Below are 13,657 nucleotides of genomic sequence, written 5' to 3' on the forward strand. Positions count from 1 at the left end.
GAGGCGCGGCTTTCGGGCCGCGCCTTTTTCATACCCGCGAGTCGGCGATGAAATCGGAATAGAATTCGTCGACGGTCCTTGCCTTGCGCATGGCGGCAAGCGCGCCGTCCGATTGCAGCCGTCGGGCGATGGCGGACAACACGTTGAGATATTCGCCGCGATTGTTTTCCCCGAAGAGCAGCACGAAGGCGATGTCGGTCGGGATATCGTCGATCGCCTCGAAATCCAGCGGCTGGGCGAAGCGGAGGAGAAGGCCGCGCGGACTGCTCATGCCGTCGATCGCCGCATGCGGAATGGCGATACCGCCGCCGATGCCCGTGGAGCCGAGCTTCTCGCGCGCTTCAAGCGCCTTCAGGATGGTCTGGCCGTCGACGGAGAAGGCCTTGGCCGCCTTATCCGCAATACCCTGCAGCGCGCGCCATTTCGTCGGCGCCGACACGCCGATGAAGGTGTGTTCCGGCCGGATGATGTTGGGAAGGTTCATGTCATTCTCAATGCTGTCTGGGCTCGATGCTGTTCTGGTTCGTTCGGGCAGCGGGAGAGGGAAGGGATCAGTCCGGCTCCCTGAGCCGATAGCCGACGCCGGTCTCGGTGGTGATATAGTGCGGCTGGTCGGGAATCTGCTCGACTTTTTGCCGCAGCTGCCTGATGTAGACGCGCAGATACTGCACATCGGCCGCCGGTCCCCATACCTGCTTCAGAAGAAACTGGTGTGTCAGCACCTTGCCGGCATGCTGGGCGAGCACCCGCAAGATGTCGTATTCTTTCGGCGATAGTTTTATGTCCTGGCCGTCGACCTTGACGATGCGCTTGACCAGATCGATCGACAGCCCGCCGGTCTGAAAAATCGCCTTTTCGCCCTGTTCCTGCAGGCGATGACGCAGCGCCACGCGGATGCGGGCGCCGAGTTCGTTGACGCCGAAGGGTTTGGTGACGTAATCGTCGGCCCCGCTTTCCAGCGCCGTGACGATGCCGGCCTCGTCGGTGCGGCTGGAGAGGATGACGATGGGCATGGAATGCCCTCCCTCGCGCCACTCCTGCAGTAGGTCATGGCCCGATGTATCGGGCAGGCCGAGGTCGAGCACGATGAGGTCGGGCATGGCGTCGGCAACCGACTGACGGGCGCTGGCGGCGTTGGCCGCTTCCTGCACTTCGTAGCCCTGCGCGGTCAGGCCGACGCGGAGCAGCTTGCGGATCGGCGGCTCATCGTCGACGACGAGGATTTTGACGGTTGAACCGGTCATCAGAGTTCATCCAGTTTCGGAATGTCGGTGGGTTTCGGCAGGCGGATGGTGAAGACGGCGCCCGGGCGGCCCGTCCGGTTGCCGGCGGTGATCGTGCCGCCCATCGCCTCGATGAAGCCGCGGCAGATGGAAAGGCCAAGCCCGGTGCCGGCGCGCACCTGATCGCCCTTGCGCACGCGATAGAAGATGTCGAAGACACGGTTGAGATCGGCCGGCGGGATGCCCGGGCCTTCGTCTACGACCTGTAGAACGACGGAATCTGCGTCGACCCAGCCCCCAATGTCGATCACCGAGCCCTCGGGCGCGTATTTCGCGGCATTGTCGAGCAGGTTGAAGATCACCTGCTCGAACAGCACAGGATCGACACGCACCATCGGCAGGTCGGCGGGAATATGCATCTCGGTTCTATGGTGCTCTAGGATCTTTGCGGCGCGGCGCAGCGCGGTGCCGGCGATATCGCCGGCATAATGCAGCGCATGGTTCGGCTCCATCGCGCCGGATTCGATCTTGGTCATGTCGAGCAGGTTGGCGATGAAGCGGTTGAGGCGCTCGGATTCGTCGACGACGGTGGCAAGCAGGTCGCTGCGATCCTCCTCCGCCATCGAGACGAAATAGTCGCGCAGCGTGCCGGCGGCGCCGAGGATGGCGGCAAGCGGCGTCTTCAAATCGTGCGAGATCGAGGTGAGCAACGCCGAACGCAGCCGGTCGGCTTCGGCCGCGAGCCTTGCCCGGTCGACATCGGCGACGAGCTGGACACGCTCGATGGCAAGGGCCGCCTGGTCGGCCAATGCATCGAGCAGCCGCTGCTGTTCGGGTGTCAGCAGCGGCCCGTCGCGGCGGTCGCTGTCGAGGCCGATGACGCCGACGGCGGTGCGCCCGGTCCTGAGCGGCACATAGAGCCGTTTGGCGCCGGGCAGGGTATCGGCGCCGCGGCCGGCCGCGTGATTGTGCTCCCAGGCCCAGCGGGCGGCGGCGATATCGGCATCGTCGAGCGTGTCGTCGGGCGGATAACCGGCCTTGACGGCGATGCTGCCCTCTTCCGGCATCAACAGCACGACGCGGACCTTCAGCATCGAAGCGAGCTGGAAGGCGGTCGCCCAGAGCACGTCGTCGAGCGTGCCGGTGCCGGCGAGCTTTTTCGAAAAGAGATAGAGATCTTCGGTCGTTCGCGCCCGCTGCCTCGCGGCAGCGGCCTGGCGCTGCACGGTCGCGGTCAGATTGCTGGCGATGATGGCGACGCCGAGGAAGAAGAACAGGGCCAGCACGCTTTCCGGATCGCTGATCGTCAGCGTGTAGCGCGGCGGCAGGAAGAAGAAGTTGAACGACAGCGCACCGAGGAAGCAGCTGTAAAGTGCCGGCCGCAGGCCGTGGAGGACGGCGGAGGTCAGCACCGCCATCAGGAAGACCAGGGCGAGGTTGCGCACGTCCAGCACCTGGTCGAGCACGACGCCGACGCCGAGCGCGATGGCGACATAGACGGTTGCCAGCAGGTAGGCTCTGAAATCCAGTGGCGGTGCGGTCGCGGCCGCCTTGACCCCACGCGCGGTGGTGCCGTCCTTCTCGGTGCCCGAGATGACGTGGACGCTGATCTCGCCGGTCTTGCGGATCAGTTCGTCGGTGACCGAACGGTTCCACCAGTCGCGCCAGGTCGGCTTCTTCGGGGCGCCGATGACGATGTGGGTGACGTTGTTGGCGCTGGCGTGGCGGACGAGTTCTTCGGCCACCTCGCGGCCGGGAAGGGTGATCGCCTCGCCGCCGAGCTGTTCGGCAAGGCGTAGGGTGGCGGCGACGGTATCGCGCTCGGCTTCGGAGAGATTGATCGAGCGGTTGGTCTCGATATAGACGGCGGCCCAGGGGGCGCGCAGCCGCGAGGCCATGCGGGCGGCGTAGCGCACCAGCGAGGCGGAGCGCGGGTGGTGGTCGACCGAGACGAGGACACGTTCGCCCGCCGCCCAGGGGCCTGAAATGGCGTGGGCCTGCATGTGGGTCAGAAGCTGGTCGTCGACGCGCTGGGCGGTCTTGCGCAGCGCCAGCTCCCTAAGCGCCGTCAGGTTGCCGGGGGTAAAATAGTGGGTCAGCGCCCGCTCGGCGGTGCGCGGCATGTAGACCTTGCCGTCATGCAGGCGCTTGATCAGATCATCCGGGGTCAGGTCGATGATCTCGACGTCGTCGGCAATATCGATGATCGAGTCCGGCACCGTCTCGCGCACGCGGATGCGGGTGATCTGCGAGACGACGTCGTTCAGGCTTTCGACATGCTGGATGTTCAGCGTCGTATAGACGTCGATGCCGCGATCGAGCAATTCCTTGACGTCGAGATAACGTTTCGGATGGCGGCTGCCCTCGGCATTGCTATGGGCGAGTTCGTCGACCAGCACGAGGTCGGGCCGGCGGGAGAGGATGCCGTCGAGGTCCATTTCCTCAAGCGCCCGGCCCTTATAGTCGATTTCGACGCGCGGGATGATCTCGAAACCGGCGACGAGCGCTTCGGTCTCCTTGCGGCCGTGAGTCTCGACGACCCCGATGACCACATCGAGACCGTCGGCGATCTTGGCCCGGCCGGAGAGCAGCATCTCATAGGTCTTGCCGACGCCGGGGGCGGCGCCGAGAAAGATCTTCAGACGGCCGCGCGTTTCCGCCCGGGCCTTTTCGAGAAGCGCATCGGGCGACGGCCTGCCGGCCTGGTCGCGATTGTCGTCTGGCATGCGTGTGGTCTTTCCGCAAATGACTGCCGGGGACGCATTGCGTCTCCCGTAACTTTCATCAAGTCAGTTCAGCCGCCCCACCCTCCGTCATGCTCGGGCTTGACCCGAGCATCCACACCGCATCCACCAGCAGCAGCGGGCATAGATCCTCGGGTCAAGCCCGAGGATGACGGAGAGCCGGGTTGGCCTTCTCGCCAAACTCGCCCTGGCTCACGGCGGCACCCCGCCTGCCAAAACTCACTCAGTCATAGAAGCATCAAGGCTCCGGTTCAACGCCAGAACATTGACGGTGGGTTCGCCGAGAATGCCGAGTTCTCGGGCCTGCACGGCGGCGTCGACCAGCGCCTTGACCTTGGCCTCCTCAAGGCTTCGCGCCTTGGCGACACGGGCCACCTGGAAGTAGGCGGCCTCCGGCGAGATATCGGGATCAAGGCCGCTGCCGGAGGCGGTGACGAGGTCGGCGGGAACGTCGGCATTTGGGTTCGTCGCCTTGGCGGAATCGTAATCGCCTTTGACGCGGTCGATCAGTTTCTTGCTGGTCGGGCCAAGGTTCGAGCCGCTGGAGGCCGCCGCATTATAGCCGTCGCCGGCAGCCGACGGACGGCCGTGGAAATACTTGTCTGAGGTGAAGGCTTGGCCGATCAGCGTCGAACCGATCACCTCACCGTTCTTCTCGATCAAGCTGCCATTCGCCTGGGTGGGGAAGAGGGCCTGGGCGGCACCCGTCATGGCGAGGGGGTAGAGTAGGCCGGTGATGGCGGTGGTGGCGACGATCATGACGACGGCTGGACGCAGTTCTTTCAACATTGTTGTTACTCCTTGGAGTGTTTCAGGCGAGGCCGAGGGCTGCGACGGCCATGTCGATCGCCTTGATGCCGATGAAGGGGACGATGATGCCGCCGAGGCCGTAGATCAGCAGGTTGCGCGACAACAGCGCGCCGGCGCCGATCGGACGGTAGCGCACACCTTTCAGCGACAGCGGGATCAGCGCGACGATGATCAGTGCGTTGAAGATGATCGCCGAGAGGATGGCGCTTTGCGGCGTCGAAAGCCCCATGACGTTGAGGACGCCGAGTTGCGGGTAGAAGGTCAGGAACATCGCCGGGATGATGGCGAAGTACTTGGCGATGTCGTTGGCGATCGAAAACGTCGTCAGTGCGCCGCGCGTCATCAGCAGCTGCTTGCCGATTTCGACGATCTCGATGAGCTTCGTCGGGTCGCTGTCCAGATCGACCATATTGCCGGCCTCGCGGGCGGCGACCGTGCCGGTATTCATGGCGACGCCGACATCGGCCTGGGCAAGCGCCGGCGCGTCGTTGGTGCCATCGCCGCACATGGCGACGAGCTTGCCCTTGGCCTGTTCCTCGCGCATCAGCGCCAGCTTCATCTCCGGCGTTGCCTGAGCGAGGAAATCGTCGACGCCGGCTTCGGCGGCGATGGCGGCTGCGGTCAACGGGTTGTCGCCGGTGATCATCACGGTGCGGATGCCCATGCGGCGGAGCTCGGTGAAGCGCTCGCGAATGCCGCCCTTGACGATGTCTTTCAGCTGGATGACGCCGAGCAGCCTGCCGTCGCGGGCAACGGCCAGCGGCGTGCCGCCCGATTTGGCGACCTCGTCGGCGATCGACTGCAGTTCGCGCACGACCTCGCTGCCGTTCTTTGACGGTGCGTCGCCATTGACATAGGCCAGCACGGCATCGACCGCACCCTTGCGGATCGAGGCGCCTTCGAGATCGACGCCGCTCATGCGGGTCTGGGCGGTAAAGGGCACGAAGGTCGCCTTGAGGCTTGCCATGTCGCGACCGCGGATCGCATATTTCTCCTTGGCGAGCACGACGATGGAGCGTCCCTCAGGCGTTTCGTCGGCCAGCGAGGCGAGTTGGGCGGCATCGGCGAGATCCTGTTCGGAAATGCCGCGAACCGGGCGGAAACTCGTCGCCTGGCGGTTGCCGAGGGTGATCGTGCCCGTCTTGTCGAGCAGCAGCGTATCGACGTCGCCAGCCGCCTCGACGGCGCGGCCGGACATGGCGAGCACGTTGAAGCGGACGAGGCGGTCCATGCCGGCAATGCCGATCGCCGACAGAAGCGCGCCTATGGTCGTCGGGATCAGGGTGACGAAGAGGGCGACGAGCACGATGATCGGGATCGAGCCGCCGGCATAGATGGCAAAACTCGGGATCGTCGCGGTGGCGAGCACGAAGATCAGCGTCATGCCGGCGAGCAGGATGTTGAGCGCGATCTCGTTCGGGGTCTTCTGGCGTTCAGCGCCTTCGACCAGCGCAATCATCCGGTCGATGAAGGTCGAGCCGGCCGCCGCGGTAATGCGCACGCGGATCCAGTCGGACAGCACCTGAGTGCCGCCGGTTACCGCCGAGCGGTCGCCGCCGGATTCGCGGATGACGGGAGCGGATTCGCCGGTGATTGCCGCCTCGTTGACCGAGGCGACCCCTTCGATGACTTCGCCGTCCGAAGGGATGATGTCGCCGGCCTCGACGAGCACGACGTCGCCGACCTTGAGGCTGGTGCCGGGCACCATGCGGTAGTCGCTGCCATTGTTGGCGGTGAGCAGCTTGGCCTGGGTTTCGGTGCGCGCCTTGCGCAGCGAATCGGCCTGCGCCTTGCCGCGGCCTTCGGCAACGGCTTCGGCGAAATTGGCAAACAGCACGGTGAACCAGAGCCAGAGATTGATCTGGAACGAGAAGCCGAGATTGCCGTTGCCTCCTGCGAGGTCGCGCAGGAAAAGCACGGTGGTCAGCACCGAAACCGTAGCCACGACGAACATGACCGGATTTCTGGCAAGGGCGCGGGGGTCGAGCTTCTTGAAGGCGGCGCCCACGGCCGGAATGAGGATGCGACTATCCATGATACTCGCGGATTTTGCCTGGCTCATAAGAGACTCCAGCTTGGAAAGAGGATGGCGAACCGGAGGCCGGTCAGCCCTGTAAAATCTTGAAGATCGCCGCGGCGACGAGCAGGCCTGCCATCATCACCAGGATGATGTCGGAGGCTTGGGGCCTCGGGCCATTCCCACGTCCCGGCGAACCGGGACGTGAGTGGAGGGCGTTGCGAAGCCTGTGACGAAGGATCATGGCATCACCTCAGAAGGTCTGGCCGGCGATCATCACCAGGTGCTCGACGACGGGGCCGAGCGCCAAGGCCGGGAAGAAGGTCAGGCCGCCGACGATCAGGATCGTGCCGACGAGCAGGCCGACGAAGAGCGGACCGTCGGTCGGGAAAGTGCCTGCCGAGGCGGGGACCGTCTTCTTGGCGATCAGCGAGCCGGCGATGGCAAGCGCCGGGATGATGACCAGGAACCGGCCGGCGAGCATGCCGATGCCGAGCGTCACGTTGTACCAGGGTGTATTGCCCGTCAGCCCGCCGAAAGCCGAACCGTTGTTGGCCGCAGCCGACGTATAGGCATAGAGGATTTCGGAGAAGCCATGCGGGCCGGCGGTGCCGATCGAGGCGACGGCGGAAGGCAGTACCGTGGCGATCGCGGTGAAAACCAGCATGGCGAGCGGCAGGCAGAGGATGGCGAGAACGGCCATCTTCATTTCCTTCGCCTCGATCTTCTTGCCGAGATATTCCGGCGTGCGACCGACCATCAGGCCGGCGACGAAGACGGCGACGATGATGAACAGCAAGATGCCGTAGAAGCCTGCGCCGACACCGCCGACGATGACTTCGCCGAGTTGCATGTTGATCAGCGGAACGAGACCGCCGAGCGCGGTGAACGAGCCGTGCATGGCATTGACCGCGCCGCAGGAGGCAGCGGTGGTGATGACGGCAAACAGCGAAGACATGGCGACGCCGAAGCGGATTTCCTTGCCTTCCATGTTGCCACCGCTAAGACCGAAGGCGTGCATCAGCGGGTTGCCGGCCGCCTCCGCCCAATAGGTGACGATGACGCCGGCGAGGAACAGCACGCCCATCGTGGCGAGGATTGCCCAGCCCTGGCGCTGGTTGCCGACCATGCGGCCGAAGACGTTGGTCAGCGCCGCGCCGATCGCAAAGATCGAGACCATCTGGATGAGGTTGGAGATCGCATCGGGGTTTTCGAACGGATGGGCGGAGTTGGCGTTGAAGAAGCCGCCGCCATTGGTGCCGAGCATCTTGATCGCAAGCTGCGAGGCGACGGGACCGACGGCGATCGTCTGCTGCGCGCCTTCGAGCGTTGTCGCGTTGACATAGGGTCCGAGCGTCTGCGGCACGCCAAGATAGACGAAGACCAGCGTCAGCACGATGCAGATCGGCAGCAGCACATAGAAGGTCGCCCTCGTCATATCGACCCAGAAATTGCCGATGGCCTTGCCCGAGGCGCGCGAGAAGGCGCGGATGAAAGCGAGCGCAATGGCCATGCCCGTCGCTGCCGAGACGAAGTTCTGGACGGTGAAGCCGGCCATCTGGGTGAGATAAGACATGGTGCTTTCGCCGCCGTAGTTCTGCCAGTTGGTGTTGCTGACGAAACTGACGGCGGTGTTGAAGGAAAGATCCGGCGGGACGGCCGCCATGCCGGCGGGATTATAGGGAAGGCCGGCTTGCAGGCGCTGCAGCGCATAAAGCACGATGACGCCGAGAAGGTTGAAGAGCAGCATGGCGAAGGCATAGGAGGTCCAATGCTGCTCCTCGCGTTCGCCGGTGCCGGCCATGCGGTAAAGTCCCCGTTCGATCGGAACGAGGACGGGTGACAGGAAAGTGCGCTCGCCGCTGAAGACACGCGTCATGTAGCCGCCGAGCGGTTTGACGAGCACGAGGACGATCCCGCAGAAAAGCAGGATCTGAAGCCATCCGTTGAGGGTCATTTGAGGTAAACTTTCAATACCGGCTGCTTCTCGGTCGCGCATGCGCGAACCTCAGAAGCGCCGGTTCTCTTTAGAAGCGTTCTGGGCGAAGCAGAGCGTAGGTGAGGTAGACGGTGAGAAACACGGTCACGGCACCGCTCAAGACATAATCGAGGGTCATCGTCGTTTTCTCCTGTCAAAGCCTGTCGCAGGCTCTTGTGTAGGCAAAGCACAGCGCGAAGAATATGATCGCGGTGCCAAGCAGAATGATATCCATCATGATCGTGACTCCTGTTGGTCTTCCTGGAGTCAGACAAGACAAAGGGCGCACACCTGAGGAGTCGCCTTTCATGCTTTCTGGCGTGGAGATGATCTTTACGATCTCTCGGAGATCAATATGGAGCCGAAGGGCATAAAGGTTCGAGACGGGCGAGGAGCCGTCAATATAAAAATCTTATAAATGCTTTTCAGCGGGCGAGCTAAGGATCGATCCGGAACCGGTATCGGCCTTGGGCGCTGCGGCCATCTATCGAGAGGACGCGCCAGTCGACGGTATAGAGGCCGGGCGCCATGGCAGGGTCGAGCGGGACCTTGAAGATCGATCCTTCAGGACCGGAGAGAAATGGCTTGCCGGTGGGAAGCGCCAAACCCTCAGCATCGAGCAGGATGGCCGTCGAGCGGGCAAGATCGACCGGCCCGGTGAAGGTGAGCTCGAGATTGGCCGGCACCAGCCTTTCTTCCTGCTGCGGCGGAAGCGATGCTTGTTCGAGGGTTGCAGACGCCCCACTTGCGGCAAAGACAAGAGATGCAAACAGACAGAATGACACGATCGACTTCATGATGGTCGTCCTTATCTTGCCGATCCGTATGTGCCCGGAATCGTCGTGCTTCCGCGGCGCCCTGCCGGCGCATGGCTAATAACGCCGCCGGTGGTGATTTCGATCCCTCGTCTCGACGACAACGCGCACCGGCCGCGGCTGCCGGCCTTTCGGGAGTGTGACAATCAGGTCCACAAGCCCGTGCCAGAAATCCCGCAATGACCGTGATATCGTCGGGCCGCAAGACCGATTTCCGCCGACATGATCGTGATCTTTGCCCATCTCTGCGCCTGTCCTCGTGGCCGGGATCCCGAATGGAGAATGTACTCCCCGACGGCCTTGGCTGGAATCATACAGAGGTCTTGGAACACAAATCTTTCGTATTATAGGGATGGGCATTTCATCACATGTTGAGCAAAAGCTTGATCTGTACGATTGAATTGCCGCCCCTTACAGTCTTATAGTCGCTTCAACGGCACTCGATGAACCGAGCGGCCATAGGGAAGGAAACCGACAATGACCAAAGTCCGTGCGCTTGTCCTCGAGCGTCAGCATGAGCTTGCGCTTCGTGATATCGATCTGCCGCTCGAAACCGGCCCGGGCGAGGTGAAGATCAGGATCCACACCGTCGGTGTCTGCGGTTCCGACGTGCATTATTACACGCACGGCAAGATCGGCCCCTTCATCGTCAATGCGCCGATGGTGCTCGGCCATGAAGCGGCAGGCACGGTGGTCGAGGTCGGAGCCGGCGTCACCCATCTGAAGGTCGGCGACCGCGTCTGCATGGAGCCCGGCATTCCCGATCCGAATTCCAAGGCAAGCCGGCTCGGCATGTACAATATCGATCCCGCCGTCAGCTTCTGGGCGACGCCGCCGGTCCACGGCGTGTTGACGCCCGAGGTCGTGCATCCCGCCAACTACACCTTCAAGCTGCCCGACAATGTCAGCTTCGCCGAAGGCGCCATGGTCGAGCCCTTCGCCGTCGGCATGCAGGCGGCCGGTAAAGCGAAGATCACACCCGGCGATACCGCCGTCGTCCTCGGCGCCGGGCCGATCGGCACGATGGTGGCGATTGCGGCCCTTGCCGGCGGCTGCGCCCGGGCGATCGTCGCCGATCTCGCCCAGCCGAAACTTGATATCGCCGCGCAGTACCAGGGCGTCATTCCGGTCAATATCCGCGAAAAGAACCTGAGCGAAGAGGTCGGTCGGCTGACCGACGGTTGGGGCGCCGATGTCGTCTTCGAATGCTCCGGCTCACCGAAGGCCTGGGAGACGATCATGGCGCTGCCGCGCCCGGGCGGCGTCATCGTCGTCGTCGGCCTGCCGGTCAACCCGATCGGCTTCGACGTTTCGACGGCATCCACCAAGGAGATCCGCATCGAGACGGTGTTCCGCTATGCGCATCAGTATGAGCGCTCGATCGCGCTCTTGGCATCGGGCCGCGTCGACCTGAAACCGCTGATTTCCGAGACGTTCACATTCGAGGATTCGATCAAGGCGTTTGATCGCGCCGTCGAGGCGCGGCCGAGCGACGTGAAGCTGCAGATCGTGATGGGATAAGGCGTCGCATCGCTTTTACGAGCGCCCGGCGCTCAATTTCATTTTGCGAAAGACCAGAGCCGCGGCCGCGACGACAGCCGCGGCTGCGGCTGCGACCAGCAGATGGCGGTGAAGGGGAAGGTGGCCCAACATCTGTTCGATGCCGTGCCCGAAGAGATAACCGAGCGCCGTGAAAAGCTGCCCCCACACCAGCGCGGCCGCGGCATTCAGGAGGACGAATTTTCCGGTCGGTATCCGTGTCGTGCCGATGATGATGGGGCTGATCGTCCGCAGCCCCACCAGAAAACGAAATGCAAGAATGAAACCGGTGGGATATTTTTCCAAAAGCGCGGTTGCGCGCGCCAGCGCCGGCTGTTCCTTCAGCCGGCGGACGAGGCGCCATTGGGCCGCGTAACGGCCGGCGAGGAACCATAGCTGATCGCCGGCGAAAGATCCGGCCGTGGCCGCGAGCGACGCCGACCAATAGGGCAGCAGCCCGCGGTGGGAAATCACGCCGCCAAGGAACGCGGCCGTTTCGCCTTCGAAGGCGGCGCCCAGAAAGATCGCCAGCAGGCCGTAATTCTCGATCAGCAGTTCGATGGACACGCGGGTTCGCCTCCAGCTCTTCCCGAGGTCACGGCTGAACCGGCTTCAGATCGCCAAGCAACGTCGGGATCAGCTCCGACACTGTCGGATGGATCGGCACCGCCCATTGCAAGGCTGGATAGGTGGTGCCCGCATTCATCGCGTCGATAAGCCCATGGATCACCTCGTCGCCTTCGATGCCCAATATCGCCGCGCCGAGAATCTGCTTGGTCTCGGCATCGGCGATCACCTTCATGAAGCCCTTGGTCTCGCCGCGCTCGTTGGCGCGGCCAACGCGGCTCATCGGCCGGGTCGAGACCATAATCTTGCGGCCGGAGGCGCGCGCCTGCTTCTCCGTCATGCCGACGCGGCCAAGCGGCGGGTCGATGTAGAGCGCATAGGCCGGGATGCGGCTTGAGAGTTTGCGATCATCGCCGTCGAGGAGGTTGGCGGCGGCGATCTCGAAATCATTGTAGGAGGTGTGGGTGAAGGCGCCGTGGCCGTTGCAGTCGCCGAGCGCCCAGATGCCCTCGACATTGGTGGCGAGCCTGTCGTCGACCACGATGAAGCCGCGTTTGTCGGTGATGACGCCGGCGGCATCGAGGCCGAGATCGTCGGTGTTCGGTTTGCGGCCGGTGGCGATCAGCACATGGCTCGCATCGATCTTCGCTGAATCGGTGGCGACCGTTATTCCGTCGCTGCTCCTGGCGAAGGCGATGTCGCTGACGCCGGTATGAATGTCGATGCCCTCCGAGCGCAGGACATCGGCGATCGCGTCTGAAATATCCTCGTCCTCGCGCGACGCGAGCTTCGGGCCATGCTCGATGACGCTGACTTCTGTGCCGAAGCGGCGATACATCTGGGCGAATTCCAACCCGATATAACTGCCGCCGATGACGGCCAGATGCCGGGGCAGCGCGTCGAGATGGATGATCGAGGTGCTGGTGAGGTAATCGATATCATTGATACCAGGCAGGTCAGGAATGACAGGGCGCGCGCCGACATTGAGGAAGATGCGCGGCGCGGTCAGCGTCTCGCCATTGACGCTGACGGTGTTGGGGCTCTCGAACCGGGCATGGCCGTAGATCACGCTCATGCCGTCCATGCCGGCGAACCAGCCGATCAGGCCGTTGCGGGCGTTCATGGTCACGGTTTCGGCACGGGCCCTCACCACCTTCATGTCGATGGCGATCTCGCCCGGAATATTGACGCCGTAAACGGCGCCGTTTCTCGCGACATGGGCGGCGCGGGCGCTGGCGACCAGCGTCTTCGTCGGCATGCAGCCGGCATTGACGCAGGTCCCGCCGAGGAACTTGCGCTCGATCAGCGCCACCTTCATGCCCTTTTCGACCATGCGGGCGGCGAGGAAGGGGCCGGCCTGGCCGCCCCCGATGACGATGGCGTCGAAGCTCTTCATGACACGGCCACGATCAATAGCGCGCCGATGACGGCGACGGCATCCTCGATGAGAGCGGCCGGCAGATCCTTGCCGAAGGAGCCGGCAAGCCTGCCGCGGAGGGCGGCGCCACCATATGTGCCGATGACGGCGCCGATCACCCCGGCGATCAGTCCTCCGAACAGCAGGCCGCTGGCGGCACCGATCGTGGCGCCGGCCAGCGCGCCGGTGACGATGCGGGCGCCGAACTGCACCGGCACCTTGCGCGACGGCGTGGACGGCAGCTGGTCGGTGATTAGTTCGACGACGGCGAGAAGCGTGAAGATCCACGGCGTCCATTGGTAGCCCATGAAGGCAAGCGGCGTCTGCGAGACATCGAACCAGCCGAGTGCTGCGCCCCAGGCGACGGCGGCGGGCGCCGTCATGGCGCGAAGCCCTGATATGACACCAATCAGCAATGCAAGAAGCAGAAACATGCATGATCCCCCTTTTTGCCGGCTCTTGCCGTCGTTAGGGAAGGTTGCACATTGTCAGGCGCGTGGCAATTCGGCGCGTCGCGCCGGCGGCCTAGGAGTTGTGGACACTTACC

Annotated in this window: 12 protein-coding genes; 1 reads left to right on the top strand and 11 read right to left on the bottom strand. The window is 63.7% G+C overall.

Annotated features, from left to right (window positions below; all coding sequences use genetic code 11):
- Nucleotides 1–28: 28 nt before the first annotated feature.
- The 8 genes from RCCGE510_RS04425 to RCCGE510_RS04460 all read right to left on the bottom strand — a co-directional run bounded on the left by RCCGE510_RS04425 (nt 29) and on the right by RCCGE510_RS04460 (nt 9,569).
- Complete coding sequence (locus RCCGE510_RS04425) at nt 29–484, bottom strand: PTS sugar transporter subunit IIA (protein WP_007627526.1); 456 nt, start codon at nt 482–484, stop codon at nt 29–31.
- Nucleotides 485–551: 67 nt separating this feature from the next.
- Nucleotides 552–1,244 (bottom strand): response regulator transcription factor, encoded by a 693-nt coding sequence (locus tag RCCGE510_RS04430; RefSeq protein WP_007627529.1) that lies wholly within the window; start codon nt 1,242–1,244, stop codon nt 552–554.
- Entirely contained in the window at nt 1,244–3,949 is a 2,706-nt protein-coding gene (locus RCCGE510_RS04435; protein WP_007627531.1) for a sensor histidine kinase KdpD, read from the bottom strand. Before RCCGE510_RS04435 ends, RCCGE510_RS04430 begins: the two co-directional genes overlap by 1 nt.
- Before the next feature lie 237 nt (nt 3,950–4,186).
- A complete protein-coding gene (kdpC, locus tag RCCGE510_RS04440; RefSeq protein WP_007627534.1) occupies nt 4,187–4,756 on the bottom strand; it encodes a potassium-transporting ATPase subunit KdpC in 570 nt (189 codons plus the stop codon).
- Between the two features lie 22 nt (nt 4,757–4,778).
- Nucleotides 4,779–6,839: a potassium-transporting ATPase subunit KdpB gene (gene kdpB / locus RCCGE510_RS04445; protein ID WP_007627537.1), complete on the bottom strand. Its 2,061-nt coding sequence runs from the start codon at nt 6,837–6,839 to the stop codon at nt 4,779–4,781.
- Nucleotides 6,840–7,047: 208 nt separating this feature from the next.
- Nucleotides 7,048–8,751 (bottom strand): potassium-transporting ATPase subunit KdpA, encoded by a 1,704-nt coding sequence (kdpA, locus tag RCCGE510_RS04450; RefSeq protein WP_007627541.1) that lies wholly within the window; start codon nt 8,749–8,751, stop codon nt 7,048–7,050.
- Nucleotides 8,752–8,821: 70 nt separating this feature from the next.
- Entirely contained in the window at nt 8,822–8,911 is a 90-nt protein-coding gene (locus RCCGE510_RS04455) for a K(+)-transporting ATPase subunit F (RefSeq protein ID WP_003547774.1), read from the bottom strand.
- A 298-nt stretch (nt 8,912–9,209) separates the two neighbouring features.
- On the bottom strand, nt 9,210–9,569 hold the full coding sequence (locus RCCGE510_RS04460; RefSeq protein ID WP_007627546.1) for a copper resistance protein CopC: 360 nt from the start codon (nt 9,567–9,569) through the stop codon (nt 9,210–9,212).
- Between the two features lie 495 nt (nt 9,570–10,064).
- Here RCCGE510_RS04460 and RCCGE510_RS04465 point away from each other — a divergent pair, with 495 nt between their 5' ends.
- Complete coding sequence (locus RCCGE510_RS04465; protein WP_007627548.1) at nt 10,065–11,108, top strand: NAD(P)-dependent alcohol dehydrogenase; 1,044 nt, start codon at nt 10,065–10,067, stop codon at nt 11,106–11,108.
- Nucleotides 11,109–11,123: 15 nt separating this feature from the next.
- Here RCCGE510_RS04465 and RCCGE510_RS04470 read toward each other — a convergent pair whose 3' ends face one another.
- The 3 genes from RCCGE510_RS04470 to RCCGE510_RS04480 are packed head-to-tail and all read right to left on the bottom strand — an operon-like array spanning nt 11,124 to nt 13,544.
- Entirely contained in the window at nt 11,124–11,693 is a 570-nt protein-coding gene (locus tag RCCGE510_RS04470) for a DedA family protein (protein ID WP_007627549.1), read from the bottom strand.
- 28 nt (nt 11,694–11,721) lie between these two features.
- A complete protein-coding gene (locus tag RCCGE510_RS04475; protein ID WP_007627550.1) occupies nt 11,722–13,089 on the bottom strand; it encodes an FAD-containing oxidoreductase in 1,368 nt (455 codons plus the stop codon).
- Nucleotides 13,086–13,544, bottom strand: a complete 459-nt coding sequence (locus RCCGE510_RS04480; protein WP_007627551.1) for a hypothetical protein — start codon at nt 13,542–13,544, stop codon at nt 13,086–13,088. The genes RCCGE510_RS04475 and RCCGE510_RS04480 overlap by 4 nt, the downstream gene beginning before the upstream one ends.
- Nucleotides 13,545–13,657 lie beyond the last annotated feature (113 nt).

It is taken from the genome of Rhizobium sp. CCGE 510 (genome assembly GCF_000292525.1).
In the GTDB taxonomy this organism is placed as follows: Bacteria; Pseudomonadota; Alphaproteobacteria; order Rhizobiales; family Rhizobiaceae; genus Rhizobium.

What these genes read in the sequence shown, in the direction of transcription:
- RCCGE510_RS04465 (WP_007627548.1), top strand. Translation starts at nt 10,065, where the DNA reads ATGACCAAAGTCCGTGCGCTTGTCCTCGAGCGTCAGCATGAGCTTGCG.
- RCCGE510_RS04430 (WP_007627529.1), bottom strand. Translation starts at nt 1,244, where the DNA reads ATGACCGGTTCAACCGTCAAAATCCTCGTCGTCGACGATGAGCCGCCG.
- kdpC (WP_007627534.1), bottom strand. Translation starts at nt 4,756, where the DNA reads ATGTTGAAAGAACTGCGTCCAGCCGTCGTCATGATCGTCGCCACCACC.
- RCCGE510_RS04435 (WP_007627531.1), bottom strand. Translation starts at nt 3,949, where the DNA reads ATGCCAGACGACAATCGCGACCAGGCCGGCAGGCCGTCGCCCGATGCG.
- RCCGE510_RS04455 (WP_003547774.1), bottom strand. Translation starts at nt 8,911, where the DNA reads ATGACCCTCGATTATGTCTTGAGCGGTGCCGTGACCGTGTTTCTCACC.
- RCCGE510_RS04480 (WP_007627551.1), bottom strand. Translation starts at nt 13,544, where the DNA reads ATGTTTCTGCTTCTTGCATTGCTGATTGGTGTCATATCAGGGCTTCGC.
- RCCGE510_RS04425 (WP_007627526.1), bottom strand. Translation starts at nt 484, where the DNA reads ATGAACCTTCCCAACATCATCCGGCCGGAACACACCTTCATCGGCGTG.
- kdpB (WP_007627537.1), bottom strand. Translation starts at nt 6,839, where the DNA reads ATGAGCCAGGCAAAATCCGCGAGTATCATGGATAGTCGCATCCTCATT.
- kdpA (WP_007627541.1), bottom strand. Translation starts at nt 8,751, where the DNA reads ATGACCCTCAACGGATGGCTTCAGATCCTGCTTTTCTGCGGGATCGTC.
- RCCGE510_RS04475 (WP_007627550.1), bottom strand. Translation starts at nt 13,089, where the DNA reads ATGAAGAGCTTCGACGCCATCGTCATCGGGGGCGGCCAGGCCGGCCCC.
- RCCGE510_RS04460 (WP_007627546.1), bottom strand. Translation starts at nt 9,569, where the DNA reads ATGAAGTCGATCGTGTCATTCTGTCTGTTTGCATCTCTTGTCTTTGCC.